We start from the raw sequence: 25,594 nt of genomic DNA, 5'->3' as shown, positions 1-25,594 counted from the left end.
CGTACAGCCTAAACGCCCCCGTAGAACGGGGGCGTCGATCAATCGAAAAACCGGCGTGCCAATCAGTGCGCGCGCCATTCACCCAGCCGTGACCGCAAGCGTGCGGCACATTGGCTGTGCAACTGGCTGACCCGCGATTCACTGACCCCCAGCACTTCGCCGATTTCCTTCAAATTCAGCTCTTCGTCGTAATACAGCGCCAGTACCAAGCGCTCTCGTTCCGGCAGATTGGCGATGGCGTCAGCCAGCGCCGCCTGGAAGCGCTCGTCTTCCAGATCATTCGAAGGTTCGAGATGGGTGACTCCGGTGTCTTCGTGCGTCGCGCCATGCTCACCGTCCTGCAACAGGTCGTCGAAGCTGAACAGGCGGCTGCCCAAAGTGTCGCTCAGGATGCCGTAGTAATCTTCGAGACTCAATCCAAGTTCGGCCGCAACTTCCTGATCTTTAGCGTCTCGCCCGTTTCTTGCCTCAATTTTCCGGATGGCATCGCTCACCATCCGGGTGTTGCGATGGACCGAGCGTGGTGCCCAATCCCCTTTTCTCACTTCATCGAGCATGGCACCGCGGATGCGTATGCCTGCATAGGTCTCGAAACTTGCGCCCTTGCTGGAATCGTATTTCTTCGAGGCTTCGAGCAGGCCGATCATGCCGGCCTGCATCAGGTCCTCCACCTGCACGTTGGCCGGCAAGCGGCCCAAGCAGGTGGTAGGCGATGCGTTTGACCAGCGGCGCGTAGCGCTCGATCAGCTGGTGCTGGGAATCCCTAGCCTGTGCCTTGTTGTACATACGAAGTCCACTAGCGGGTGTCATATGGCCGAATCCGCGATCGGTTGCTGCACCAGGCGCTCCACGAAGAACTCCAGATGACCGCGTGGGTTGGCCGGCAGGGGCCAGCTGTCCACTTTCTGGGCTATCGCCTTGAACGCCAGGGCGCACTTCGAGCGCGGGAAGGCTTCGTAAACCGCGCGCTGCTTCTGCACGGCCTTGCGTACGGATTCGTCATAGGGCACCGCGCCGACATATTGCAAGGCCACATCCAGGAAGCGATCAGTCACTTTGGTCAGCTTAGCAAAGAGGTTGCGACCCTCCTGTGGACTATGTGCCATGTTGGCCAATACGCGGAAACGGCTCATGCCGTAGTCGCGGTTGAGGAGCTTGATCAAAGCATAGGCGTCGGTGATGGAAGTGGGTTCGTCACAGACGACCACTATCACTTCCTGCGCCGCGCGCACGAAGCTGACCACCGCGTCGCCGATGCCGGCGGCGGTGTCGATCACCAGGACGTCGAGGTTGTCGCTGATCTCGCTGAAAGCCTGGATCAGGCCGGCGTGCTGCATGGGCGAGAGCTGCACCATGCTTTGAGTGCCCGAGGCGGCCGGCACGATACGAACGCCCACCCGGGCCCTGCAGCAGCACGTCACGCAGGTCGCACTCGCCGGCGATCACGTCGGCCAGGGTGCGCTTGGCGGTGAGGCCGAGCAGTACGTCGACGTTGGCCAGGCCAAGGTCGGCGTCCAGCAGCATGACCCGGCGACCGAGATCGGCGAGGGCCAGCGAGAGGTTCACCGACACGTTGGTCTTGCCGACGCCACCCTTGCCGCCGGTTACGGCAATCACCTGTACGGGATGCAAACTACCCATTTATTACACCTTGTCTCACGTCGACTGGGCCACTTGGCGGGCTCGTGCCACTCATCCGGAGTGGCTGGGGTTCTATCCGACTCGGCGGGCCGGGTTCTGGTACAGCCCGGCGAACAGGTCGGCCATGGCTTCTTCGCTGGGGTCCTCCGGCGTCTGCAGGCTCACTGCACGGCTCACCAGCTGGTGGCTGCGGGGGATCTGCAGGTCATCCGGAATCCGAGGCCCGTCAGCAAGATAGGCTACCGGGAGATGCTGGCCGATAGCCAGTCCTAAAACCTCTCCCAGGCTCGCCGCTTCGTCGAGCTTGGTCAGGATGCAGCCAGAAAGACCGCAACGCTTATAACTATGGTAGGCCGCCTTTAGCACTTGGCTCTGACTCGTTGCAGCCAGCACCAGATAGTTCCTGGCTTTGACACCACGGCTGGCCAAGGTCTCCAACTGCATTTTAAGCGCAGGATCGGTCGCCGGCAGGCCTGCGGTGTCAATCAGCACCACACGTTTGCGCGCCAGCGGGGCCAGCGCCTGGGTCAGGGATTGGCCGGGATCGACATGGGTCACCGACACGTTGAGGATGCGGCCGAGGGTCTTCAGCTGCTCCTGGGCGCCGATGCGGTAGCTGTCCATGCTCACCAGGGCGATCTGCTGGGCGCCGTATTTCAGTACGTAGCGCGCAGCCAGCTTGGCCAGGGTGGTGGTCTTGCCCATGCCGGCCGGGCCGACCAGGGCGATCACACCGCCCTCTTCCAGCGGCTCCTGCTGCGGCGTGCGGATGGCGTGGGCCAGATGGGCCAGGACCATGCGCCAGGCCTGGCGCGGGTCCTTGACGGAGGCGACACGCTCCATCAGGGCACGGGACAGTTCGGCGGACAGGCCCATGCGCTGCAGGCGACGCCAGAGGCCGGCCTGCTGCGGACGGCGGCTCTGCATCTGGCCCCAGGCGATGGAGCCCAGCTGGACTTCGATCAGTTCACGCAGGCCGTTGAGCTCGAAACGCATGGCATCCAGGCTGCGCTGGTCGGCGGCGGCCGGTGCGGCGGCCTTCGGCTGGGCAGCAGGTGCCGCCAGCGGTGAGGCACTTGCACGCTCGGTGCGTTGCGGACGCATGGCGGCGGCGAGGCTTTCCGCAGACACGTCCGAACGGTCGGCAACCAGCTGGCGGTTCTTGCCGGCGTCGGCCTGGCCACCGCGGTTGCTCAGCTCGGCATGGGCCTCGGCGATGCGGGTCTGGGTACGGCGCAGCTCGGCTTCGAGGGCCGGATTGGGCTTGCTCGGGGCGGGAGCCGGCATGGGATAGTCGAGCGCGGCGGTGATCTCCACCCCACCGGCGACCCGACGGGTGCCGATGATGGAGGCATCCGCGCCCAGTTCGTCCCGCACCAGTTTCATGGCCTGGCGCATATCCGCAGCGAAGAAGCGTTTGACCTGCATGGCCTGTGACCTCGGTTAGTTCTGCCCCACAGTCGAGACTATGGTGACCTGCTTGTTGTCCGGTATTTCCTGGTAGGCCAGTACGTGCATGGTTGGCACGGCGAGCCTTGCGAAGCGCGACAGCATCGCCCGGATCGGCCCAGCTACCAGCAGGATGGCCTGCTTGCCGAGCATTTCCTGGCGCTGCGCCGCTTCCACCAGGCGAACTGTTGCAGCTTCTCAGCCATGCCAGGCTCCAGGAGGATGCCATCCTCGGAGCCTTGTCCGGCCTTCTGCATGCTACTGAGCAATATCTGTTCCAACCTGGGCTCCAGGGTGATCACAGGCAGCTCCGGCTCTAGTCCCACAATGCTTTGCACGATTGCGCGGCTCAGCGCCACGCGAACAGCTGCCACCATAGCGGCGGGATCTTGACTCTTGGGTGCGACGTTGGCGATGGCCTCGGCGATGGTGCGGATGTCGCGCACCGGCACCTGTTCCTGCAGCAGCGCCTGCAGCACCTTGAGCAGGGTCGACAGCGAAACCAGGCCCGGAACCAGCTCTTCCGCCAGCTTGGGCGAGCTCTTGGCCAGCAATTGCATGAGCTGCTGCACTTCTTCGTGCCCCAGCAGCTCGTGGGCGTGCTTGTGCAGGATCTGATTGAGGTGGGTGGCGACCACGGTACTGGCGTCCACCACCGTGTAGCCGAGGGACTGCGCCTGGTCACGCTGGCTGCCGTCGATCCACACGGCCTCCAGGCCGAACGCCGGATCCTTGGCGGCGATGCCGTTGAGGGTGCCGAACACCTGGCCGGGGTTGATCGCCAGCTCGCGGTCCGGGTAGACCTCCGCCTCGGCCACGCTGACGCCCATCAGGGTCAGGCGATAGGCGTTGGGTAGCAGGTCGAGGTTGTCGCGGATGTGCACCGACGGCATGAGGAAGCCCATCTCCTGGGACAGCTTCTTGCGTACGCCCTTGATGCGGGTGAGCAGCTGGCCACCCTGGTTGCGGTCCACCAGGGGAATCAGGCGGTAGCCGACTTCCAGGCCGACCATATCCACCGGGGTGACGTCGTCCCAGCCCAGCTCCTTGGTTTCCGGGGCACGCTGGGCCGGCAGCAGTTCCTGCTGGCGCTGCGCTTCCTGCACAGCCACTTCCTTCTCCTTCTGGCCCTTGCGCCAGATCCACCAGGCGCCGCCAGCGGCGATCAGGCCGAGGCCGAGGAAGGACACGTGGGGCATGCCCGGGACCAGGCCCATGGCGATGAGGATGGCGGCGGAGACGGCCAGCGCCTTGGGCGAGGCGAACATCTGGCGGTTGACCTGCTGGCCCATGTCCTCGGAGCTGGAACACGGGTCACCATGATCGCAGCGGCGGTGGACAGCAGCAGCGAGGGGATCTGCGCCACCAGGCCGTCACCGATGGTCAGCAGGGAGTAGATGCGCCCGGCGTCGCCGAAGGTCAGGCCGTGCTGGATGATGCCGATGGCCATGCCACCGATCAGGTTGATGAAGAGGATCAGCAGGCCGGCGATGGCGTCACCGCGGACGAACTTGCTGGCACCGTCCATGGAACCGTAGAAATCGGCTTCCTGGGAGACTTCCGCGCGGCGCTTTTTGGCTTCGACCTGGTCGATGATGCCGGCGTTGAGGTCGGCGTCGATCGCCATCTGCTTGCCGGGCATGGCGTCCAGGGTGAAACGTGCACTCACCTCGGAGATACGGCCGGCACCCTTGGTGACCACCACGAAGTTGATGATCATCAAGATGGCGAAGATCACCGCACCGACCACGTAGTTGCCGCCGATGACCACTTCACCGAAGGCCTGGATCACCTTGCCCGCGGCGTCGTGGCCGTCCTGGCCGTGGAGCAGTACCACGCGGCTGGAGGCCACGTTCAGCGCCAGGCGCAGCAGGGTCGAGACCAGCAGGATGGTGGGGAAGACCGCGAAGTCCAGCGGGCGCAGGGCGTAGACGCTGACCAGCAGAACCACGATGGAGAGCGCGATGTTGAAGGTGAAGAACACGTCCAGAAGGAACGGCGGCACCGGCAACGTCATCATGCCCAGCATGATCAGCACCAGCAGCGGCACCCCCAGGTTGCCCCGGGACAGGCTGGCGACATTGCCGCGCACGTTGCCGATCAGTTGCGAACGATCCAAATCTCTACCCTCAAGCAGTGGCGAAACACAGCCCTCGCCCATTCAATCTTTTGACGCGCGGATGCGCGCAGCAGAGCTTGTGCAAGAAGCTCACCAACTTCCCGGAGGTGGCGGTGCAGAGGGGTGCGCAGCGACCTTTGCCTACAGGCAGGGGCAGCGCAGGGTCAGTCGTCGCGACGCAGGTCAGCGGGGATCGGCGGCTCCGTCAAGGGCGCAGGGCGCTTGCCCTTGCCCGCGCGGAATTGCTTGAGCTGGTAGACGTAGGCCAGTACCTGAGCCACCGCCAGGTACAGGCCGGCGGGGATTTCCTGGTCCAGCTCGGTGGAGTAGAACACCGCCCGCGCCAGGGCCGGGGATTCCAACACGGTGATCTTGTTCTCCTGGGCGATCTCGCGGATCTTCAGCGCGGTGAAGTCGTTGCCCTTGGCCAGCAGCAGCGGCGCGGTGCCCTTGGCCGGGTCGTACTTCAGGGCCACGGCGAAGTGCGTCGGGTTGGTGATCACCACGTCGGCCTCGGGCACGGCGGACATCATGCGGCGCTCGGCCATCTCCCGCTGCATGCGACGGATACGCGACTTGACCTCGGGCTTGCCCTCGCTGTCCTTGTACTCGTCGCGCACTTCCTGCTTGGTCATCATCAGCTTCTGCTTGTTGTCCCAGAGCTGATACGGCACGTCGATGGCGGCGATGAGGATCAGCCCGCAAGCCAGCCAGAGCGCGCTCCAGCCCACCACCTGGACGCTGTGCAGAATGGCCTGCTCCAGGGGCTCGTGGGCGATGGACAGGAGGTCGTCGGCATCCGAAGACAGCACCATCAGCGCCACCATCAGGATCAGCCCGAACTTGCCCAGCGCCTTGAGCAGCTCCACCACCGCGTGCATGGAGAACATGCGCTTGATGCCGGACAGCGGGTTCATGCGGCTGAATTTCGGCGCCAGGGCCTCGAAGGAGAACAGCCAGCCCCCCAGGGAGATGGGCGCCACAAGCGAGACGATGAGCAGCGTCACCAGCAACGGGGTAACGGCCGAGAGTGCCATCTGCCCCGACTGCAACAGCCACAGCGCCATGCTGCGCTCGTCCATCAGCGCTTCGCGCGACAGGGTGAAGTTGGCCTGCATCATGCGCATCATCATGTCCGCCAGGCCGCCGCCGGAGGCCAGCACGCCCCCTGCCCCACCCAGGGTGATGGCCAGGGTATTGAGCTCCTTGGAACGGGCTATCTGCCCCTTCTCTCGCGCCTCCTGTTGGCGTTTCGCGGTGGGTTCTTCGCTTTTGTCCGCCCCGCTCTCACTTTCTGCCATGGCGCACCTCGGCAGAAGGCCCGGCTAACCGACCGGGACGGGTAATGGGCGGCATGCAGCCGCAGCGGGAGGTCATCAGCGCGCCCTCGCCAGCTCGCGCAGGAGCTGCAAGGCGTCGGTGGCGAGAAGCTGGTACTGGGAGAGGATGTCGGCCATGCCGATCCAGATGATCACCAGGCCCAGGGCCACCGTCAGCGGGAAGCCGATGGAAAAGATGTTCAGTTGCGGCGCGGCGCGGGTCATCACGCCGAAGGCGATGTTGACCACCAGCAAGGCGGTGATCGCCGGCAACGCCAGCAGCAGGCCGGCGCCGAGCACCCAGCCCAGCTTGGTGGCCAGGGTCCAGTAGTGCTCGACCATCAGGCCCCCGCCCACCGGCAAGGTCACGAAGCTCTCGGCGAGCACCTCGAACACCACCAGGTGGCCGTTCATGGCCAGGAACAGCAGAGTCACCAGCATGGTGAAGAACTGCCCGATCACCGGCACCGAAACGCCGTTGGTGGGGTCGACCATGGAAGCGAAGCCCAGGCCCATCTGCACCGCGAGTATCTGCCCGGCGACGACGAAGGCATGGAAGAACAGCTGCAGGGCGAAACCCATCACCGCCCCCACCAGTATCTGCTCGGCGATCAGCAGGAAGGCCTGCAGGGTGACAGCGTCCACCGGAGGCATGGGCGGCAGCGAAGGGGCGATCACCGCAGTGATGCCGAGGGCCAGGTACAGCCGCACCCGGGTCGGCACCAGCTGGGTGCCGATCAGCGGCATGGTCATCAGCAGCGAGGCGATGCGGAACAGCGGCAACAGGTAGCTGCCGACCATGCCGCCGATCTGCGCTGTGGTCAGCTCCAGCATGTCAGCCGATCAACATGGGGATGTTGTGGTAGAGGTTGGTCATGTACTCCATCAGCTCCCGGGTCAGCCAGGGCCCGGCCCACATCAGCGAGATGAGCATCACCAACAGGCGCGGCAGGAAGCTCAGGGTCTGTTCGTTGATCTGCGTGGCGGCCTGGAACATGGCGACGATCAGGCCCACCACCAGGCTGGGCACCACGAGGATGCCGACGATGACGCAGGTCAGCCAAAGCGCTTCACGGAACAGGTCGACGGCGACTTCGGGTGTCATGGCTAAACCCCTCCAAAGCTTCCGGCCAGGGTGCCGATGATCAGCGCCCAGCCATCCACCAGCACGAACAGCATGATCTTGAACGGCAACGAGATGATCAGCGGCGACAGCATCATCATGCCCATCGCCATCAGCACGCTCGCCACCACCAGGTCGATGATCAGGAACGGGATGAAGATCATGAAGCCGATCTGGAACGCGGTCTTCAGCTCCGAGGTGATGAAGGCCGGGATCAGGATGGTCAGCGGCGCGGCGTCGGGCGACTGGATGTCGGTGCGCTTGGACAGGCGCACGAACAGCTCCAGGTCACTGGAGCGGGTCTGCGCCAGCATGAAGTTCTTCACCGGCACCTCGGCGCGCTTGATCGCCTCCTGGGCCGGCAACTGCTCGTTGAGGTAGGGCTGCAGGGCGTCGCGGTTCACCTGGTCGAACACCGGCCCCATGATGAACATCGTCAGGAACAGCGCCATGCCGGTGAGGATCTGGTTCGACGGCGTCTGCTGCAGGCCCAGCGCCTGGCGCAGGATGGAGAAGACGATGATGATCCGCGTAAAGCTGGTCATCAGCATGACGAACGCCGGGATGAAGCTCAGCGCCGTCATGATCAGCAGGATCTGCAGGCTGACCGAGTACTCCTGCTGGCCTTCGGCGTTGGTCGACAGGGTGATGGCGGAGATCGACAACGGGTCGTCGGCGCCCAGCACCAGGGGTGCCGCCACTGCCAGCAGCAGGGCGATCAGGATGCGCCAGTAACCCATCAGCTCTTGTCCTTGTCCTTGCCCAGCAGCTCCATCAGGCGCTGGGCGAATTCCGGGGTGGCAGGCTCGGCGTCGGGCATGTGCACCGGTTCCTTGAGCACATGCAACGGGGTGATGCGCCCGGGCGTGAGGCCCAGGAGGATCTGCTCGCCGCCCACCTGCACCAGCACCAGCCGATCACGCGGGCCCAGCGCCTGGCTGGAGACCAGCTTGATCACCTGGCCGCCGCGGGGGCCCATCTGCTGGACCCGGCGCAGCAGCCAGGCGAGCACGAAGATGACGCCGACCACCAGCAACAGGCCGATGGTCAGTTGCCCGAGCTGCGCGGCGACGCCGCCCCCGGCATTGACCACCGGAGTGGCAGCCACGGCAGGCGCGGCAACGGCGGCCGGGGTGGCGGATGCGGCGGTTGCCGCCGGCTCCGCGGCGAACGCCGTCAGGGGCAGGCAGAACAGCGCGAGCAGGAGTCGTCCCATGGCGTCAGCGCAGTTTCTTGATGCGTTCGCTGGGGCTGATCACGTCGGTCAGGCGGATGCCGAACTTCTCGTTGACCACCACCACTTCGCCATGGGCGATGAGCGTGCCGTTGACCAGCACGTCCAGCGGCTCGCCGGCCAGGCGGTCCAGCTCGATCACCGAGCCCTGGTTGAGCTGCAGCAGGTTGCGGATGGTGATGTCGGTGTTGCCCACTTCCATGGAGATGGACACCGGGATATCGAGGATGACATCGAGGTTGGGGCCATCCAGGCTCACCGGTGCGTTGGAGCGCGGCATGCTGCCGAACTCTTCCATCGGTGCCCGGGGGTTGGCCGGTGCCGCCGCTCCGCCGCCCTGGTTCATCAGTGCGTCGATGTCGTCCTGGCTGGCCTCGTCGCCCGCCTCGGCCAGGGCCGCCGCCCATTCATCGGCGAGCGCCTGTTCCTCGGGGGTGGTGCTTTCTTCGTCTGCCATCGGTTGACCTCGGCTGGCTCAAATAGGGTGTGGGTCGACCGTCAGCGCTGACGGTCGATCGGATCGAGAATCTGCAGGGCCAGGTTGCCCTTGTGGGCGCCCAGCTTGGCCTTGAAGGCCGGCACGCCGTTGGCGCGCATGATCATGTGCTCGGGCATTTCCACTGGAATCACGTCGCCCGGCTGCATGTGCAGGATGTCGCGCAGGCGCAGCTGGCGGCGCACCACGGTGGCGCCAACCGGCACGCTGACGTCGAGGATGTCTTCGCGCAGGGCCTTGATCCAGCGCTCGTCCTGGTCGTCGACATCGGACTGGAAGCCGGCGTCGAGCATCTCGCGGATGGGCTCGATCATCGAATAGGGCATGGTGATGTGCAGGTCGCCGCCACCGCCATCGAGTTCGATGTGGAAGGTGGAGACGACGATCACTTCGCTGGGGCTGACGATGTTGGCCAGCGCCGGGTTCACCTCGGAGTTGATGTACTCGAAGTTCACGTCCATCACCGCGTGCCAGGCTTCCTTCAGGTCGACGAAGGCCTGGTCGAGCACCATGCGCACCACACGCAGTTCGGTGGGGGTGAATTCGCGGCCCTCGATCTTGGCGTGACGGCCGTCACCGCCGAAGAAGTTGTCCACCAGTTTGAACACCAGCTTGGCGTCGAGGATGAACAGGCCGGTGCCGCGCAGCGGCTTCATCTTCACCAGGTTGAGGCTGGTGGGGACGTACAGCGAGTGCACGTACTCGCCGAACTTCATCACCTGCACGCCCCCTACCGCCACATCGGCGGAACGGCGCAGCAGGTTGAACATGCTGATGCGGGTATAGCGGGCGAAACGCTCGTTGATCATCTCCAGGGTCGGCATGCGTCCACGGACGATGCGATCCTGGCTGGTCAGGTCGTAGCTTTTGACGCTCCCGGGTTCCGCCTCGTTCTCGGTCTCGACCAGGCCATCGTCCACGCCATGGAGCAGCGCGTCGATCTCGTCCTGGGAAAGCAGGTCTTGGACTGCCATGGGTCTCCCCTGCTACTGCAATACGAAATTGGTGAACAGCACTTGCTCGACCGCCACCTTGCCGGTTTGCGCCTTGGCCACTTCCTGGATGGTGGCGGTGGCCTGCTGGCGCAGCATCTCCTTGCCCACCGGGGTGACCAGGGTGTCGAAGGTCTGGCTGGAGAAGAGCATCACCAGCTTGTTGCGCACCACCGGCATGTGCTCCTTGAGCGCATCCATCTCGGCCTTGTCGCGGCCCATCAGGGCCACGGTGACCTGCATGTAGCGCTGGTGGCCGTTCTGGTTGAAGTTGACCACGAAGGCCGGAGCCAGGGGCTCGTACAAGGCGATCTGCTTGACCGGAGCAGCGTGCTCGGCGGCGGCCTCGTCCTTCTTGTCATCCTTCTTGGCGTCGCCACCGCGGCCCAGCAGGAACCAGGTCGCGCCGACCGAGGCGCCCACGACCACCAGCAGCACCACGGTCAGCAGGATGATCAGTTTGAGCTTGCTCTTGCCGGCGGGCTTTTCGTCGCCGCCCGCATCCGCCTTCGCTTCTTTCTTCGCCATGCCAAAATTCCGTCGCTGATCGGGTTAATGCCCGCATTCAATGGGTTGAGAGCAAGTGTTATGCCAGCTTCTCACCAAACGCCGCAGCGGATATACCAGTGTCCTTGGCGCCTGTCACCCACGAAAAAAGGCGCCCGGTGGCTTTTTATCGAGCCACCGGGCGCCTTCAGTCTAGAACATGACGATTGCGGGGATGCGGATCAGGCGTAGTAGTCCACCAGGCCGCGCCCGCCAGTTGCCGTGGGGCTGCGTATCTCGCTGATGCCGACGGCGATCTCCTCGTCGCCGCCACCGCCCAGGTGCGAGCCGCCGCCATTGCCTCGGCCGCTGCCGCCCTCATTGCTCTGCTGGCCCTGCCAGCCACGGTTCAGGGACTGGTCGGAGACGTTCACATCCAGCTGGTTCATGCCCTGCTGGGAGAACATGTCGCGCAGGCGGTGCATCTGCCCTTCCAGCGCCTCGCGCACCCCGGCGTTGGGGCTGGCGAAGGTCACCTGGGTCTGGTCCTGGCCCATGTTGATGCGCACTTCCAGGCGCCCCAGGTCTTGCGGGTCGAGCTGGATCTCGGCCGACTTGAGGTTCTGGCTGGACAGCCACATGACCCGATCGACCACCGCTTCGCTCCAGCCGCCCTGGTTCATCGCCACCGGCTGGCCGGGAACCAGGGCCGGCGTGCGCTGGGCCAGGGCCGACTGCTGGCTGATGGTCTGGCCGATGGCATTCAGGCGGCTATCGAGGACTTCGCTGCGGATTTCCGACTTGCTCTCGCCCAGGCCCTGGGTGAGCTGCTCGGAGAGTTCCGCCACTGGAAGTTCGACATCCACCGGGACTTCTTCCGGTTCCGCCGTCTTGTCGCCGAAGGCGGCCAGGGCGCTGGCGAAGTTCTGCCCGGCATTGGCCGAATTCTGCGTGGTGACGGTGGTGGTGGTCGCCACCTGCACCTGGTCGCCCTCACCCTCGGTTTGCAGGCCGATCTGCATGCCGGCGAAGCCTTGCAGCGGATCTGCCTGGGCATCGACCTCCAGCGTGGCGGTGCCCTGGGTAGCAGGCGCGACACTGGGCAAGCCGGTCGGCAAGGTGACTTCCGGCGCAGGCGGCTCGACCACCGGCGGCGCGATCTGGCCGCTCATGGCCATCAGCAGCAACGGATCGATGACCGGGTCTTCGGGCTGGGTGCCGTCGCTGGCGGCCACACTGTCGTCAGGGGTATCGCCACCACTGCCGCTGCCCTTCCCGCTGTCGCGGTCGGCCGGCAAGCCGTTGCCGCTATCGGCAACCGTCGACGGCTTGCCGGTGTTGTCATTGGCCGGCCTGTCCGCCGAATCGTCCGCCTTGCGGGTGTCATCGGGCTTGTCACGGGCAGGCTTGGCCGCAGGCTCGTTTCGTTCTACAGGCTTGGCCTGCTGCTCCTTCGCATACACCTGGGCAAAGCTCGGGGCCGCGTTCTTGACGGGTTCCGGTGTCTTGACCTGGGTTTTTGCCGCCTGCACTTTCGTCTTCACGCCAGGGTTCGCCTGCAGAAGAATATCGGGGGCAACGGGCATGGGCACTCTCCGCTGAGGGGTTGGTTCGTGCCAGGGGGATTGCAAGGGGCGGGCCAAGTTTCGGCCGAGCCCCCATCAGCGCCTCAGAAGCTGTGACGCTGGCGCTCGGAGCGGAACAGGATGCGCACGATGGCGAACTCCCGCTCGATGCGTTCGACCAGGTCCGGCGCGTCTTCCAGGCGCTCGCGTCGGGCGCTTTCCTCCAACTGCTTGCACAGGGTCGCCAGCAAGGGCGCGCCCATGTTGCTGCAGCTGCCCTTGAAGCTGTGCGCGGCGAGGCGCAATGCCTGGGCGTCCTGCTGGTCGCAGGCCTGGTGGAGCAGGCGTACACGCTCCTCCGAGTCGACCAGGAAGGTGTCCAGCAACACCGGGTACTCGTCTTCCATGACTTCCTGCAAAGCGGCCAGTACGCCATTGTCGATATGCAGATCGGACAACCGGATCACTCCTTGAACGACACGATGGGAATCAGGATGGGCGTGGCCAGACGAACTCCACGCGGATGCCCCTGCCATCCTCCGGCAAGTCGCAGCGCGCGGCAAGTTGTCTGACCAGCGTCAGGCCACGTCCGCTCAGGCTCGACGTATCGATATCCCGCTCCAGCACCGACCGGGCATCGAAGCCCTTGCCGCTGTCCTCGACCCGCACCAGCAGGCGCCCGCCCTCCTCGCCCACCGGCAACAGCTCGAGGTGGATGCGCACATGGCCGTGCTCGAGCCCGGCCAGGCGCGTGGCGCGCTCGCGGTAGTACTCGGCAAAGCCACGGGCATCGCGCTTGAGCGCGGAGTCCAGGCCCAGCACACCGTGCTCCAGGGCGTTGGAGTAAAGCTCGGCGAGTACGGTGTAGAGCGCCCCGCCCTGGTCGCGCAGGCCCTGCACCTCCAGCAACAGCTGCAGGAGGAAGGGCAAGGGGTTGAAGCGCTTGAGGGTCTGGGCGCGGAATTCGAAGCTGGCCGACCAGTCCAGCGGGCTCAGCTGGCCGCTATCGGTGAACGCCAGCTGCGGGCGCTGTTCGAGGTCTTCGACCAGGGTCACCTCGATCATGCTGACGTCGTCCTGGGCTTCGCCCCGGAAGGCGGCCAGGGTGCGCTGGATCTCGTCGAACAGCTGCTCCGGCGCGGTATTGCTGGCGAAAACACGCCGCAGGCGCTCGTCACCGAACAGCTCGCCGGCCTCGTTGCAGGTTTCCAGCACGCCATCGGACCAGAGGAACACGCGGTCGCCGACATCAATCGGGTAGACCTCGTACTTGTCATCGAACTGGGCCGGCTCCAGCACCCCGAGCGGCAGGTGCCGCGATACCAGCGGCACCACCGGGCCGCCATCGGCGCGGCGCAGGTAGCCGTCGGGCAAGCCGCCGTTCCACACCTCCAGCACACGCCGCTGGAAGCTGAGATTGAGCAGGGTCGCGCAACAGAACACGCCCACCGGCAGGATGCGCTTCAGCTTGGCATTCATCTCGCGGAGGATGTCGGCCATGGCGTAGCCCTTGGCGGTCATCCCGTAGAAGACTTCGGCCAGGGGCATGGCCCCGATGGCCGCCGGCAGGCCGTGGCCGGTGAAGTCGCCCAGCAGCACATGCATGCCACCGGAAGGCTTGTAGGCGGCCAGCAGCAGGTCGCCGTTGAACAGCGCATAGGGCGATTGCAGGTAGCGGATATTGGAGGCATTGAGGCAGCCGGAGTGGGCCACCTTGTCGAACACCGCCTTGGCCACGCGCTGCTCGGTGAGCAGGTGCTCGTTGTGCTTGGCGATCAGGTCGCGCTGGTGCAGGACGGTCTCCTGCAGGCGGCGCAGGCGGTCCATGGCCTTGATCTTGGCTTCGAGGATGACGCGGTTATAGGGCTTGGCGAGGAAGTCGTCGCCACCGGCTTCCAGGCAGCGCACCAGCGCTTCGTTCTCGGTGAGCGAGGTGAGGAAGATGATCGGCACCAGCTCCTCGCCCGCCAGCTGCTTGATCCGCCGCGCGGCCTCGAAGCCATCCATGACCGGCATCAACGCGTCCATCAGCACCATGTCGGGCTGCTCCTGCTGGAACAGCGCGACGGCTTCCAGGCCATTGGCGGCCGTCAGGGCACGGTGGCCCTGGCGGTTGACGATGGTGGAAAGCAGCATGCGGTCGGCCGCGTTGTCCTCGGCGATGAGAATGGACAGGCGCGCCGACATGGCGGTGTCAGGCAATCTGGAACAGCTGTTCGAAGTTGGAGATGGCGAGGATCTTGCGCACGTCGGGGTTGCAGTTGACCAGGCGTATCTGCGCGCTGTCGCCACCGGCGTGGTCACGCAGCAACAGCAGCATGCCGAGGGCGGAGCTGTCGAGGTAGGTGGTGCCCTTGAGGTCGACCACGTAGCGCTTGGGGTTGATGCTCACGCGCTCGTAGGCGTCGCGAAATTCCTGGTGAGCCCCGAAATCGAAACGTCCCTGGATGACGATGGTCAGCTCTTGCCCGTCGCTCGAAGGCAGCGAGGTGATGGCCATGCAAGACTCCTTGATCAGAAATGTAAACGCGTGCAGAAGATTTAGCACCCGCCTGGAGCCTCGGCAACCGCGATTTAGCGTTCCTCGCGCCCGATGAGGCGTTGCGAGAGTTCATCGAGGAGTTTCTGCTCGCGCTTGTCCTGGATTGCACGCGCCTCGTCGATGTAGCGCTGCACCAGCTTCTTCAGGCCCTCCAGCCGCGCGTAGCGCTGCTGCCAGGCCTCCCGCGCCTTGGCCAGGTTGTCGCGATGCCAGGCCACGCTCTGGGTCTGCTGGGCGACGGCCGTTTCCAATTGCGAGAGAAAGCGCTGGTAGTTGGTCAGCCACTGGCCGGAAACGCCCTGGCTGCCCTGGGTGATCCACTGCTGCTGGTAATCGGAGCGGAAGCGTTCGAGGTCACCGAGCTTGCCCTCGGCCTGGCCCAGCAACCCCTGGCAATGCCCGACCAGGCGGGCGGCATCGCGTTCGGCTTTCTGCGCCATGTCCACGACGGGAGCAAGGCGCGCGGCGCGGTCACGGGCCATGGTTCATCAACCCGCGCTGCCGGTGTTCAGCACCGCGGCGAGGCGCTCGACGCTCTGTGCCAGCGGCTCGCTTTCGTTGAGCCCCTGGTGAAGGTATTTGGCCATGGCCGGTTGCCGGGCGATGGCCAGGTCGGTGTCGGCATCACCGCCGGCGACATAGGCGCCGACGCTGATCAGGTCGCGGGTCTGCTGGTAGCGCGACCACAGCTGCTTGAAGCGCTGGGCCATCTTCATGTGCTCGGGGCTGACCACCTGGGGCATGACCCGGCTGATGGACGCCTCGATATCGATCGCCGGGTAGTGGCCCTCTTCCGCCAGGCGCCGTGACAGCACGAAGTGGCCATCGAGCACCCCCCGCGCGGCGTCGGCGATGGGGTCCTGTTGGTCGTCACCCTCGGAAAGCACGGTGTAGAAGGCGGTGATCGAGCCGCCGCCCTTCTCGCCGTTACCGGCCCGCTCCACCAGCTTGGGCAGCTTGGCGAACACCGAGGGCGGGTAGCCCTTGGTGGCCGGCGGTTCGCCGATGGCCAGGGCGATCTCGCGCTGGGCCTGGGCGAAACGGGTCAGCGAATCCATCAGCAGCAGGACGTTCTTGCCCTTGTCGCGGAAGTATTCGGCGATGCGCGTGCAATACATGGCGGCACGCAGGCGCATCAGCGGCGCGTCGTCCGCGGGCGAGGCGACCACCACGGAGCGCTTGATGCCCTCCTCGCCGAGGATGTGTTCGATGAATTCCTTGACCTCGCGGCCCCGCTCGCCGATCAGCCCGACGACGATGATTTCCGCCTCGGTGAAGCGAGTCATCATGCCCAACAGCACACTCTTGCCCACGCCGGTGCCGGCGAACAGGCCGAGGCGCTGGCCACGGCCGACGGTAAGCAGGCCGTTGATGGAGCGGATGCCAACGTCCAGCGGCACGGAAATGGGGTCGCGGTTGAGCGGGTTGATCACCGGGCCGTCCATCGCCACCCAGTCTTCGGCCTTCATCCCGCCCTTGCCGTCCAGGGCGCGGCCGGCGCCGTCGAGTACACGCCCGAGCATGGACATGCCCATGGGCAGGCGGCCGGTATCGGGCAGCGGCACCACGCGGGCGCCGGGGGCGATGCCGGCGAGGCTGCCCACCGGCATCAGGTAGATCTTGTTGCCGGAGAACCCCATGACTTCGCCTTCCACCTGCACCGGGTGGTAGCTGTCGTCGTTGATCACCAGGCAACGGCTGCCAATGGCGGCGCGCAGGCCTTCGGCTTCCAGGGTAAGGCCGACCATGCGCAGCAGGCGCCCTTCCACCACGGGCTGGGTGGGCAGTTGCACGGCATCGGCGTAGCCGCCGAGGCGCTTGGCGAAACTGGTCCGCTCAAGACGCATGGGGCGGTTCCGGCGGGCTCAGGTCGAGGGCGATATCGGCCGGTGGCGTGTGCACCTTCTGTTCGCGCTGCTGGTCGAAAAGCTGCTTCAGCGCCTGGGTCATGCGCGTCTCGATGCTGGCGTCGATGCGGCTGTGTTCGGTTTCGATGCGGCAACCGCCGGGCAGAAGGGTCTCGTCTTCGAGGATGCGCCAGGTTTCTTCGTGGCGTTCGCGCAGGGCCTTCACCAACTCGAAGTCCTGCGGGTTGATGTGGATGCGCAGGTTGCTGGCGCCCATGGGCAGCAGCTTGAGCGCTTCGCGGAGGATCTGGCGGATCTGGGTGGAGTCCATCGCCAGCTCGCGCTGAATGACCTGCCGGGTGATCTGCCCGACCAGGTGCACCATGGCTTCTTCCAGTTGCTGGTCCTGCTCGGCGATGGGCGCCATGAGCTGGCCCATGAGGCTTTCCAGGGACTCCAGGCGCGCATTGGTGGCCACCTCGGCCTCCTGGCGCGCCTTGATCTGGCCGGCATGGAAGCCGTCCTTCTCGCCAGTAGCGAAGCCTTCGTTGTAGGCGTCCTGGCGGATCGCTTCCAGCTCATCGAGCGTCAGCGGCTTGACGGCCTCCGGCTCGACGTCCTCGACGGCCTGCGGGGCCTCCGTGACCGGTGCAGCTTCGGCCATCACGGGTGCGTCCGGCTGCTGGGCGGGCTCGGCCGGCTCCTCGGCGACCACGGCAGGGCCTTCGGGATCGAAGCTGGGCAGGGACCAGCGATCGAAGGCGTTCACATCCTTGGCGCGAATCAGCTCGCTCTGTGCTTCCTTGGTAGCCATCGGGCGCGCCTCAGATCATTTCTTCGCCGCCCTTGCCACCGAGCACGATTTCTCCGGCTTCGGCCATGCGGCGGGCGATGGTGAGGATTTCCTTTTGCGCGGTCTCCACGTCGCTGACGCGGACCGGGCCCTTGGCTTCGAGGTCGTCGCGCAGCAGCTCGGCGGCGCGCTTGGACATGTTCTTGAAGACCTTCTCCTTGATCGCTTCGTCCGAGCCCTTGAGGGCCAGCACCAGCACATCGGAAGACACCTCGCGCATCAGCGCCTGGATGCCGCGGTCGTCGACGTCCGCCAGGTTGTCGAAAACGAACATCAGGTCTTCGATCTGGCCGGACAGGTCCTCGTCCACCTCGCGGATGGAGTCCATGAGCTGGCCCTCCACCGAGCTGTCGAGGAAGTTCATGATGTCCGCCGCGCGCTTCACGCCGCCCATGGTGGTGCGGGTGGAGCTGGAGTTGCCGGCGAACTGCTTCTCGAGGATCAGGTTGAGTTCCTTGAGCGCGGAAGGTTGCACGGTGTTCAGCGAGGACACGCGCAGGATGATGTCCAGGCGCACCTTGTGATCGAAGTGACTGAGCACCTCGCCGGCCTGGTCGGGGTCGAGGTAGGCGACCACGATGGCCTGGATCTGCGGGTGCTCGTAGCGGATGACGTCGGCCACGGCGCGCGGCTCCATCCACTTCAGGCTGTCCAGGCCGCTGGTGCTGCCGCCCAGGAGAATACGGTCGATCAGGTTGTTGGCCTTGTCCTCGCCCAGGGCCTGGGTGAGCATCTTGCGGATATAGCCGTCGGCACCGACGCCCAGGCTGGTCTGGTCGCCGACGATCTCGACGAACTCGCCCATCACCTGCTCGACCTGCTCGCGGTGCACGTTGCGCATCTGCGCCATCGCCACGCCGACCTTCTGCACTTCCTTCGGGCCCATGTGGCGCAGCACTTGCGCGGCATCGGTCTCGCCGAGGGAAAGCAGGAGGATGGCGGCCTTGTCCACCTTGGTCAGCTTGGGAGCGCGGTTATCACTCATCGGCGTTGATCCACTCTTTGACTACCAGGGCCACGCGACCCGGGTCTTCGGCTACCAGGCTTTTGATCGCGTTCAGTTGTGCATCATACCCCTCGCTCGGGCTCGGCAGCAGGATGCTTTGCGGCCCGCCGAGGCTCACCCGATCATCGGACAGCTCGCCGGACAGCCCACCCATTTCGCCCAGCTCGACGTCGCCGTCGCGACCGCCGCCGACCAGGTCCTTGCCCTTGCCGCCGCCGGAGATGTTGTTGAGCACCGGGCGCAGCACAAACAGTATCAGGACCAGGATCAGCAGCACCGGAACCAGCTGCTTCAGCGCCGAGGCCACCATCTGGAACCAGACCTGCTCGTACCACGGCAGTTCGATCACCTCATCGCCACCAGCGACGAACGGCGTGTTGATCACGCTGACGCTGTCGCCACGGCTGGCATCGAAGCCCACGGCGTCCTGTACCAGACGGGTGAAGCGAGCGATCTCGTCAGCGGTCCAGGGCACATGGGTGGTCTCGCCCTGGGCGTTGACCTTGACCTGGTCGTCCAGCACCACGGCGACGGAAAGCCGGCGCAGGCGACCCTGCTGTTGCTTGGTGTAGCTAATGGAGCGGTCCAGCTCGAAGTTGCGCGTGGTCTGGTCACGCTTGTCGGTCGGGTACGGCGCCAGCATCGGCTTGCCGGTGGCCTGGTCGATGATCTGCTGGCCGTTGTCGTCGAGGATCGGCTGGCCGGGTGCCACGGCCGGTGCGGCGGCTGCCGGAGCAGCCTGCTGCGGCGCGTTGGCCGGGCCCGGGGGCTGGTTGGAGAGCGCGCCGGGCACACCCTGCGGGCCGGAGCCGGCCTGGCGCTCTTCGTTGAGTTTCTGCTCGCTGCGCAGCGCCGGCTGGTCCGGATTGAACATCTCGGCAGTGGATTCCACCGCACTGAAGTCGACGTCCGCCGAGACTTCGGCCTTGTAGCGGCCATTGCCCAGGACCGGCTGCAGGATGCTGTGCACGCGCTGGGTGAACAGACCTTCCATGCGGCGGGTGTAGTCGTACTGCTTGCCCGCCATGGACAGCTCGGAAAGCTCCTGCTGGTCAGACAGCAAGGTGCCCTTCTGGTCCACGACCGTGACCTGGCCCTTCTCCAGTTCCGGCACGCTGGTGGCGACCAGGTTGACGATGGCCATCACCTGGCTCGGCTCCAGGGAGCGGCCCGGGTACAGCTCGACCAGCACCGAGGCGCTGGGCTTGCGCTCGTCACGGACGAACACCGAGCTTTTCGGGATGGCCAGGTGCACGCGGGCACCCTTGACGTTGTTCAGGCTGGAAACGGTGCGCGCCAGCTCGCCTTCCAGGCCGCGGCGGTAGCGGGTGGCTTCCATGAACTGGCTGGTGCCCAGGCCTTGCTCCTGGTCGAGGATCTCGTAGCCGACGTTGCCGTCATTGGGCGCGATGCCGGCGCCGGCCAGCTTGATGCGGGCACGGGCCACGTCGTCGGCCTTGACCAGCAAGGCACCGGAATTGGGTTCGATCTTGTAGGGGATGTCGGCGCCGTTGAGCGCCTCCATCACCTGGTTGGCATCCATGCCGCTCAGGCTGCCGTAGAGCGGACGGTAGTCCGGCTGCTGCGACCAGAGCACCACGGCGAAACCGATCGCCACGCTGGCGGCAAGACCGACCAGCAGGCCGATCTGGCGCAGCATGCTCATCTGCGACAGGTTTTCCAGGAATGCCAGGCCGAAGAGGGGTTTCTTCTCGCCCTGCTCGCCCGCCGGGGCCGGAACGTTAGCGGTTGCCGCGTCTGCCATTTCTCAACCCTGCCCTTAAACCGGCATCTGCATGATGTCTTGATACGCCTGGACCAGCTTGTTGCGCACCTGGGTCATGGCCTGGAACGACACGCTGGCCTTCTGCGAGGCGATCATCACATCGGTGATATCGACGCCGCTCTGCCCCGTCTCGAAGGCGGTGGCGAGCTGGCTGGACGCCTGCTGGGTTTCGTTCACCTTATTGACGGCCTGGCCGAGCATGTCGGAGAAGCTCGGCGCATTGACCTCGGGCGTAGCGCTGACCACGGGCTTGGTACGGGCCATGGCCTCCATCTGCATGGAGCGCATTTCCAACATCAGGCGATTGAATTCGACACCCTGGCTCATCACATTCCTCCGCGACCGCAGTTTTTTGACGCTAGAGCGGTCTTTGTGGGGGAGGTTGCAACAAGGGTGCCAATTAGGCGGGCAAGCTGGAAGCTGGAAGCTGGAAGCTGGAAGCTGGAAGCTGGAAGCTGGAAGCTGGAAGCTGGAAGCTGGAAGCTGGAAGCTGGAAGCTGGAAGCTGGAAGCTGGAAGCTGGAAGCTGGAAGCTGGAAGCTGGAAGCTGGAAGCTGGAAGCTGGAAGCTGGAAGAGCCTGGGGATCGGCGGACACCGTCAACCCCTGGGCTGATTTATTTCCGCACTCTGCGCGTAGCCCGGGGCTTCAGCCCGGTGAACTTCGCAGCCATGCCAAGCCCCACCGGTGGATGCAAAGAGCGACACCCACCCGGCTTCAGGCTTCAGGCTTCAGGCTTCAGGCTTCCAGCGTCAAACTTCAGCGTCAGCTGGCATACAAATACGCCTCCACATCCATCCCCGCGTCGCGCATCTGCGCGAGCTTGTAGCGCAGGGTGCGCGGGCTGATGCCCAGGCGCTCGGCGGCTTCCTTGCGGCGGCCGCGCTCGGAACGCAGGGTGTCGATGATCATCTGGAACTCGTGGCGACGCAGGTCTTCGCCCAGCGCGCCTGCGGCGTCCGCAATGGGCGCGGCAGGATTGACGGGCAGGCCGACCGGCGCCGGAACGATGGCAGCAATCGGGCTCAAGGGTACCGATACCGGTGCGACGGCCATGCCGATGGGCGCGGTGAGGCACAGGTCGTGAGGCTGGATCAGGCCGCCCTGCTGGAGGATCAGCGCTCGCTGGATGGCGTTGTCCAGCTCGCGCACGTTACCCGGCCAGGGGTGGCTGACCAGTGCATGCCGCGCTTCGGCGGAGAAGCGCACCGGGGCATGGTTCATTTTCTTGACGTGCTTGCCCAGCAGGCGCTCGGCCAGGGGAAGAATGTCTGCCGGGCGCTCACGCAGCGCGCGCCAGGCCAGGGGGAAGACCGAGAGACGGTAGTAGAGGTCTTCACGGAAGCGCCCCGCCGCCACTTCGCCGGCCAGGTCACGGTTGGTGGTGGCCAGCACGCGGATATCCAGCTCTATGGGTTTGCGTGCGCCGACCCGCTCCACCTCGCGCTCCTGCAGCACGCGCAGGAGCTTGGCCTGCAGGCCCAGGGGCATCTCGGAAATCTCGTCGAGGAGGATGGTGCCGCCGTCGGCCAGTTCGAACTTGCCGGGCTGGGCGGCGATGGCGCCAGTGAAGGCGCCCTTCTCGTGACCGAACAGGGTGGCCTCGAGCATGTTGTCGGGGATCGCCGCACAGTTGATGGCGATGAAGGGCTTGGCCGCGCGCGGCGATTGCTGGTGGATGTAGCGCGCGAGCACTTCCTTACCGGTACCGGACTCACCGGAGATCAATACGGTGGAGTCGCTGCGGGCGACACGGGCGGCCAATTCCAGCAATTGCAGGCTGGCCGGCTCCTGGGCCACGGGCCCCTCCCCTTCACCAGCCGTGGCGCGCCCCAGGGCATGGCGCTCGACCAGCTCCAGCAGCGCACGAGGCTCGAAGGGCTTCACCAGGTAGTCGGCAGCACCCTGGCGGATGGCATCCACCGCGCGCTCGACGGCGCCATAGGCGGTCATCAGCAGCACGGGCAATTGCGGATAGCGGGTGCGCACCAGCGCGAGCAGCTGGTGGCCGTCCATGCCGGGCATGTTGACGTCGCTGATCATCATGCCGAAGGGCTCTTCGCCAAGGGCCACCAGGGCCGCTTCGGCGCAGTCCGCTTCGCGGAAGTCGTAGCCGCCGAGCATCAGGGTGTCGGCAAGCGCTTCGCGTAGGGCACGGTCGTCTTCGACCAACAGAACTTTGACGGTCATGGGGTTACTCCTGAATTACCGGCTGTGCCGTGCCAAGCAACGGCAGGACCAGGGTGGCGCAGGTGCCACGACCCGGGCGGGAGCTGAGCAGCAACTCGCCCTGGTGTGCGCGCGCCACCGCCTTGACCACCGCGAGGCCGAGGCCCGTTCCGGTGGTCTTGGTGGTGAAGAAGGGTTCGCCCAGGCGAGCCAGGGTAGCGGCATCCATGCCCGGGCCGTTGTCACTGATGCACAGGCGCAACGTGCCGTCGCGGCTGTACAGGTGGATCTTGAGGCGCACATCGCGGCCGGAGGCCTGGATGGCGTTCTCGATGAGGTTGAGCAGCGACCCCACCAGGGTGTCGCGGTTGCACAGCAGCTCGCCGCCGCTGGCGTCGCATTGCCAGCGCACCGAAAGGCCGGTGACATGGGATTCGGCGGCCGAGCGCAGCGCAGCGAAGAGCATCACCGGTTTCAGCCGATCCGGCAGCGGCAGGTCGCCACGGGCGAAGATCAGCATGTCACGCACCTGGTGTTCGAGCTCGTGCAGCCGCTCCTTGAGGCGACCGGCGAAACGCTGTTGCTGCTCCACCGGCAGCACCTGCTCGGTGAGGTGGCTGGCATAGAGCAGCGCGGCGGAGAGCGGCGTACGGATCTGATGGGCCAGGGACGCGACCATGCGCCCCAGGGCAGAAAGCCGCTCGTGGCGGGCCAGCTGATCCTGCAGGAGACGGGTTTCGGTGAGGTCGGCGAGCAGCACCAGTTGCCCGGGCTCGCCGTTCAAGGAACGGGTGGCGATAGACAGGCGACGCCCATCCTTCATGGAGATCTCGTGACCGTCGTCCTTGCGCGGAGCGAAGCTGCGCGCGATAACCTCGCGCCAGAGCATCCCCACCAGCGGCTTGCCGAGCAGGCTGCGCGCCACGGGATTGGCTTCACGGACCACGCCCTGGCCATCGATGACGATGACGCCACCGGGCAGCAGGTCGAGCAGGCTTTGCAGGCGCAGGGCCAGGCGCTCTTTCTCCGCCAGTTCCTGCATGCGCTGGGCGCTGACCAGGGCCAGTTGCCCCTTGAGCTCGGTCACCCGTGCCTCCAGCAGGCTGTACGACTCGCTCAGCTGGTTGGACATCTGGTTGAACATGGCGAACGCCTGTTCGAGGCTGGCTCTGCCGGCCTCTTCTACGGGCGCCGCACTGGCGGACTCAGGTTTCTGCGATGGGCTGGCACTGGCGGTCATGGTTCTCTCTCGCTCGGCAAACCGTCAGGAGACGGTCAGTCGAGAGAGACATAGCAATACCCGTGCCTAAAAAAATACCCTTGTAAAACATACATTTACGAAATCAGCGTCAATCTTCTGCCATTTCGTCGTCGCGACGGCTCATGCCGTACTTGCGCATTTTCTCCACCAGGGTGGTGCGGCGGATGCGCAAACGCTCGGCAGCACGGGCCACGACACCGGCGGCATCGTCCAGCGCCTGCTGGATCAACCCCTGCTCCAGGTTGCCCAGGTAGTCCTTGAGGTCCAGGCCTTCGGGCGGGAGCATCGCCGGGCTGCTGACGCCGGGCAGGCCGGCGCCGATGGCGGAGCGCTCTTCGAGTTCTTCGCGCAGGCTGGCGGCCAGTTGCTCGTCCTCGTCGTCCACGTGGCGGAATTTCTTCGGCAGCTCGGTCACGCCGATGACGCCATAGGGATGCATGATCGCCATGCGCTCCACCAGGTTGGCCAGCTCGCGGACGTTGCCCGGCCAATCGTGGTTGCACAGCGACATGATGGCGGCGGAGTTGAAGCGGATGGAGCCGCGCTTCTCGTGCTCCATGCGCGAGATCAGCTCGTTCATCAGCAGCGGGATGTCCTCCACGCGCTCGCGCAGCGGGGCCATCTCGATGGGGAAGACGTTGAGGCGGTAGTAGAGGTCCTCGCGGAAGCCACCGGTCTCGATCATCTGCTCGAGGTTCTTGTGGGTGGCAGCAATGATGCGCACGTCGACGTTCTGGGTCTTGTTGCTGCCCACGCGCTCGAAGGTGCGCTCCTGCAGCACGCGCAGCAGCTTGACCTGCATCGGCAGCGGCATGTCGCCGATCTCGTCGAGGAACAGGGTGCCGCCGTTGGCCAGCTCGAAGCGCCCGGCACGGCTGGTGATGGCACCGGTGAAGGCACCCTTCTCATGGCCGAACAGCTCGCTTTCCAGCAGCTCGGCGGGGATGGCGCCGCAGTTGACCGGCACGAAGGGCGCATCGCGGCGCTTGGAGTGGTAGTGCAGGTTGCGCGCCACCACTTCCTTGCCGGTGCCCGACTCGCCGAGGATCAGCACGCTGGCGTCGGTATCGGCCACCTGCTGCATCATCTGCCGCACCTGCTGGATGGCACGGCTGGTGCCCACCAGGCTGCGGAACAGGTTCGGCTCGCGCTGGCGGCCGCGCTCGCGGGCCTGGTCGTACATCTCGCGATAGACCTGGGCGCGGTGCAGGGAATCCAGCAGCTTGTTGTAGCTGGGCGGCATCTCGAGGCTGGCCAGCACGCGGCGGCGGACCTCGTCGGACCAGTCGGCCGGCACCGCCTGGTCGATCAGCAGCACGGGAAGGAACTCGTCCCAGGTGGCGACCTGCTTGAGCAGCTCGGTGGTGCCGCCCTTGGACTCGACATCGCCCAGGAGGATGCAAAGCACATCACGGGTGGCGCTCAGCGCGCCGACGGCGTCACGCCAGTCGCGGCTGGCGCAGGCCAGATGCTCTTCGCCGAGAAAGTTCAGAATGACCGCCAGATCACGGCGGCGATCGCTGTTGTCGTCAATCAGCAGAATCTTGGTTTCACGCCACATGCTTGTTCTGGTCTTTGCTCGAGGACTGATGCCGCGTTAGAGCGGCACAAGGGCAGCCGGTGCCATCAAAATCGCGATCGGCAACGGCAATTGGCCACTAGTAAAGTCAAAAAAGCGAACAGAGTCAAATTTATGGCGTGCTTTTTT

22 protein-coding genes and 3 pseudogenes are annotated in these 25,594 nt (G+C 65.4%); all 25 read right to left on the bottom strand.

From position 1 onward, the window contains the following. Positions 1 to 62 precede the first annotated feature (62 nt). Positions 63 to 810 (bottom strand): annotated as a pseudogene (fliA, locus tag ACXI0U_RS07845) (RNA polymerase sigma factor FliA). Next, positions 807 to 1,641 (bottom strand): annotated as a pseudogene (fleN, locus tag ACXI0U_RS07840) (flagellar synthesis regulator FleN). The pseudogenes fliA and fleN overlap by 4 nt, the downstream one beginning before the upstream one ends. A gap of 72 nt (positions 1,642 to 1,713) precedes the next feature. Continuing rightward, positions 1,714 to 3,069 (bottom strand): flagellar biosynthesis GTPase FlhF, encoded by a 1,356-nt coding sequence (gene flhF, locus ACXI0U_RS07835; protein ID WP_021220577.1) that lies wholly within the window; start codon positions 3,067 to 3,069, stop codon positions 1,714 to 1,716. A gap of 15 nt (positions 3,070 to 3,084) precedes the next feature. Further along, a pseudogene (gene flhA, locus ACXI0U_RS07830) lies at positions 3,085 to 5,209 on the bottom strand (flagellar biosynthesis protein FlhA). A gap of 164 nt (positions 5,210 to 5,373) precedes the next feature. Next, complete coding sequence (gene flhB, locus ACXI0U_RS07825; RefSeq protein WP_271660679.1) at positions 5,374 to 6,510, bottom strand: flagellar biosynthesis protein FlhB; 1,137 nt, start codon at positions 6,508 to 6,510, stop codon at positions 5,374 to 5,376. Between the two features lie 75 nt (positions 6,511 to 6,585). Beyond that, entirely contained in the window at positions 6,586 to 7,362 is a 777-nt protein-coding gene (gene fliR / locus ACXI0U_RS07820; RefSeq protein ID WP_184488927.1) for a flagellar biosynthetic protein FliR, read from the bottom strand. A 1-nt stretch (position 7,363) separates the two neighbouring features. Then, the gene (gene fliQ / locus ACXI0U_RS07815) at positions 7,364 to 7,633 is read right to left on the bottom strand and encodes a flagellar biosynthesis protein FliQ (protein WP_021220581.1); all 270 of its coding nucleotides are present in this window, start codon (positions 7,631 to 7,633) and stop codon (positions 7,364 to 7,366) included. 2 nt (positions 7,634 to 7,635) lie between these two features. Continuing rightward, positions 7,636 to 8,391, bottom strand: a complete 756-nt coding sequence (gene fliP / locus ACXI0U_RS07810) for a flagellar type III secretion system pore protein FliP (protein ID WP_479549979.1) — start codon at positions 8,389 to 8,391, stop codon at positions 7,636 to 7,638. Continuing rightward, a complete protein-coding gene (gene fliO, locus ACXI0U_RS07805; RefSeq protein WP_431484005.1) occupies positions 8,391 to 8,867 on the bottom strand; it encodes a flagellar biosynthetic protein FliO in 477 nt (158 codons plus the stop codon). The genes fliP and fliO overlap by 1 nt, the downstream gene beginning before the upstream one ends. A 4-nt stretch (positions 8,868 to 8,871) precedes the next feature. Continuing rightward, positions 8,872 to 9,342, bottom strand: a complete 471-nt coding sequence (gene fliN / locus ACXI0U_RS07800) for a flagellar motor switch protein FliN (protein WP_021220584.1) — start codon at positions 9,340 to 9,342, stop codon at positions 8,872 to 8,874. A 41-nt stretch (positions 9,343 to 9,383) separates the two neighbouring features. Further along, positions 9,384 to 10,355 carry a flagellar motor switch protein FliM gene (gene fliM / locus ACXI0U_RS07795; RefSeq protein WP_021220585.1) on the bottom strand — a complete coding sequence of 324 codons (972 nt, stop codon included), beginning with the start codon at positions 10,353 to 10,355 and terminating at the stop codon, positions 9,384 to 9,386. 12 nt (positions 10,356 to 10,367) lie between these two features. Next, on the bottom strand, positions 10,368 to 10,901 hold the full coding sequence (gene fliL / locus ACXI0U_RS07790) for a flagellar basal body-associated protein FliL (protein WP_184488929.1): 534 nt from the start codon (positions 10,899 to 10,901) through the stop codon (positions 10,368 to 10,370). A gap of 200 nt (positions 10,902 to 11,101) precedes the next feature. Beyond that, the gene (locus ACXI0U_RS07785) at positions 11,102 to 12,403 is read right to left on the bottom strand and encodes a flagellar hook-length control protein FliK (RefSeq protein ID WP_423728367.1); all 1,302 of its coding nucleotides are present in this window, start codon (positions 12,401 to 12,403) and stop codon (positions 11,102 to 11,104) included. Between the two features lie 125 nt (positions 12,404 to 12,528). After that, positions 12,529 to 12,882 carry an Hpt domain-containing protein gene (locus ACXI0U_RS07780; protein WP_021220588.1) on the bottom strand — a complete coding sequence of 118 codons (354 nt, stop codon included), beginning with the start codon at positions 12,880 to 12,882 and terminating at the stop codon, positions 12,529 to 12,531. A gap of 31 nt (positions 12,883 to 12,913) precedes the next feature. Continuing rightward, complete coding sequence (locus tag ACXI0U_RS07775) at positions 12,914 to 14,611, bottom strand: SpoIIE family protein phosphatase (protein WP_431484863.1); 1,698 nt, start codon at positions 14,609 to 14,611, stop codon at positions 12,914 to 12,916. Between the two features lie 7 nt (positions 14,612 to 14,618). Next, on the bottom strand, positions 14,619 to 14,924 hold the full coding sequence (locus ACXI0U_RS07770; RefSeq protein WP_021220590.1) for an STAS domain-containing protein: 306 nt from the start codon (positions 14,922 to 14,924) through the stop codon (positions 14,619 to 14,621). Between the two features lie 74 nt (positions 14,925 to 14,998). Continuing rightward, entirely contained in the window at positions 14,999 to 15,448 is a 450-nt protein-coding gene (fliJ, locus tag ACXI0U_RS07765) for a flagellar export protein FliJ (protein WP_021220591.1), read from the bottom strand. A 6-nt stretch (positions 15,449 to 15,454) separates the two neighbouring features. After that, positions 15,455 to 16,813, bottom strand: a complete 1,359-nt coding sequence (gene fliI, locus ACXI0U_RS07760) for a flagellar protein export ATPase FliI (protein WP_021220592.1) — start codon at positions 16,811 to 16,813, stop codon at positions 15,455 to 15,457. After that, positions 16,803 to 17,627, bottom strand: coding sequence for a flagellar assembly protein FliH (gene fliH / locus ACXI0U_RS07755; protein WP_431484004.1), 825 nt, complete (start codon positions 17,625 to 17,627; stop codon positions 16,803 to 16,805). The genes fliI and fliH overlap by 11 nt, the downstream gene beginning before the upstream one ends. A gap of 10 nt (positions 17,628 to 17,637) precedes the next feature. Then, the gene (fliG, locus tag ACXI0U_RS07750) at positions 17,638 to 18,651 is read right to left on the bottom strand and encodes a flagellar motor switch protein FliG (RefSeq protein WP_021220594.1); all 1,014 of its coding nucleotides are present in this window, start codon (positions 18,649 to 18,651) and stop codon (positions 17,638 to 17,640) included. Then, positions 18,644 to 20,437, bottom strand: coding sequence for a flagellar basal-body MS-ring/collar protein FliF (fliF, locus tag ACXI0U_RS07745; RefSeq protein ID WP_431484003.1), 1,794 nt, complete (start codon positions 20,435 to 20,437; stop codon positions 18,644 to 18,646). The genes fliG and fliF overlap by 8 nt, the downstream gene beginning before the upstream one ends. 15 nt (positions 20,438 to 20,452) lie before the next feature. After that, positions 20,453 to 20,785, bottom strand: a complete 333-nt coding sequence (gene fliE, locus ACXI0U_RS07740) for a flagellar hook-basal body complex protein FliE (protein ID WP_021220596.1) — start codon at positions 20,783 to 20,785, stop codon at positions 20,453 to 20,455. Positions 20,786 to 21,221: 436 nt separating this feature from the next. Further along, the gene (gene fleR, locus ACXI0U_RS07735; RefSeq protein ID WP_431484002.1) at positions 21,222 to 22,646 is read right to left on the bottom strand and encodes a sigma-54-dependent response regulator transcription factor FleR; all 1,425 of its coding nucleotides are present in this window, start codon (positions 22,644 to 22,646) and stop codon (positions 21,222 to 21,224) included. Positions 22,647 to 22,650: 4 nt separating this feature from the next. Beyond that, on the bottom strand, positions 22,651 to 23,865 hold the full coding sequence (locus ACXI0U_RS07730; protein WP_021220598.1) for a sensor histidine kinase: 1,215 nt from the start codon (positions 23,863 to 23,865) through the stop codon (positions 22,651 to 22,653). Between the two features lie 109 nt (positions 23,866 to 23,974). Continuing rightward, positions 23,975 to 25,447 (bottom strand): sigma-54 dependent transcriptional regulator, encoded by a 1,473-nt coding sequence (locus ACXI0U_RS07725; RefSeq protein ID WP_021220599.1) that lies wholly within the window; start codon positions 25,445 to 25,447, stop codon positions 23,975 to 23,977. Positions 25,448 to 25,594: the final 147 nt, after the last annotated feature.

This window comes from Pseudomonas sp. C9D1, from assembly GCF_056491235.1.
Note: the sequence above shows the minus strand (reverse complement) of the source record. Positions and strands in the feature narration are given on the sequence as shown.

What these genes read in the sequence shown, in the direction of transcription:
- flhF (WP_021220577.1), bottom strand. Translation starts at nt 3,069, where the DNA reads ATGCAGGTCAAACGCTTCTTCGCTGCGGATATGCGCCAGGCCATGAAA.
- flhB (WP_271660679.1), bottom strand. Translation starts at nt 6,510, where the DNA reads ATGGCAGAAAGTGAGAGCGGGGCGGACAAAAGCGAAGAACCCACCGCG.
- fliR (WP_184488927.1), bottom strand. Translation starts at nt 7,362, where the DNA reads ATGCTGGAGCTGACCACAGCGCAGATCGGCGGCATGGTCGGCAGCTAC.
- fliQ (WP_021220581.1), bottom strand. Translation starts at nt 7,633, where the DNA reads ATGACACCCGAAGTCGCCGTCGACCTGTTCCGTGAAGCGCTTTGGCTG.
- fliP (WP_479549979.1), bottom strand. Translation starts at nt 8,391, where the DNA reads ATGGGTTACTGGCGCATCCTGATCGCCCTGCTGCTGGCAGTGGCGGCA.
- fliO (WP_431484005.1), bottom strand. Translation starts at nt 8,867, where the DNA reads ATGGGACGACTCCTGCTCGCGCTGTTCTGCCTGCCCCTGACGGCGTTC.
- fliN (WP_021220584.1), bottom strand. Translation starts at nt 9,342, where the DNA reads ATGGCAGACGAAGAAAGCACCACCCCCGAGGAACAGGCGCTCGCCGAT.
- fliM (WP_021220585.1), bottom strand. Translation starts at nt 10,355, where the DNA reads ATGGCAGTCCAAGACCTGCTTTCCCAGGACGAGATCGACGCGCTGCTC.
- fliL (WP_184488929.1), bottom strand. Translation starts at nt 10,901, where the DNA reads ATGGCGAAGAAAGAAGCGAAGGCGGATGCGGGCGGCGACGAAAAGCCC.
- ACXI0U_RS07775 (WP_431484863.1), bottom strand. Translation starts at nt 14,611, where the DNA reads ATGTCGGCGCGCCTGTCCATTCTCATCGCCGAGGACAACGCGGCCGAC.
- ACXI0U_RS07770 (WP_021220590.1), bottom strand. Translation starts at nt 14,924, where the DNA reads ATGGCCATCACCTCGCTGCCTTCGAGCGACGGGCAAGAGCTGACCATC.
- fliJ (WP_021220591.1), bottom strand. Translation starts at nt 15,448, where the DNA reads ATGGCCCGTGACCGCGCCGCGCGCCTTGCTCCCGTCGTGGACATGGCG.
- fliI (WP_021220592.1), bottom strand. Translation starts at nt 16,813, where the DNA reads ATGCGTCTTGAGCGGACCAGTTTCGCCAAGCGCCTCGGCGGCTACGCC.
- fliH (WP_431484004.1), bottom strand. Translation starts at nt 17,627, where the DNA reads ATGGCTACCAAGGAAGCACAGAGCGAGCTGATTCGCGCCAAGGATGTG.
- fliG (WP_021220594.1), bottom strand. Translation starts at nt 18,651, where the DNA reads ATGAGTGATAACCGCGCTCCCAAGCTGACCAAGGTGGACAAGGCCGCC.
- fliF (WP_431484003.1), bottom strand. Translation starts at nt 20,437, where the DNA reads ATGGCAGACGCGGCAACCGCTAACGTTCCGGCCCCGGCGGGCGAGCAG.
- fliE (WP_021220596.1), bottom strand. Translation starts at nt 20,785, where the DNA reads ATGAGCCAGGGTGTCGAATTCAATCGCCTGATGTTGGAAATGCGCTCC.
- fleR (WP_431484002.1), bottom strand. Translation starts at nt 22,646, where the DNA reads ATGACCGTCAAAGTTCTGTTGGTCGAAGACGACCGTGCCCTACGCGAA.
- ACXI0U_RS07730 (WP_021220598.1), bottom strand. Translation starts at nt 23,865, where the DNA reads ATGACCGCCAGTGCCAGCCCATCGCAGAAACCTGAGTCCGCCAGTGCG.
- ACXI0U_RS07725 (WP_021220599.1), bottom strand. Translation starts at nt 25,447, where the DNA reads ATGTGGCGTGAAACCAAGATTCTGCTGATTGACGACAACAGCGATCGC.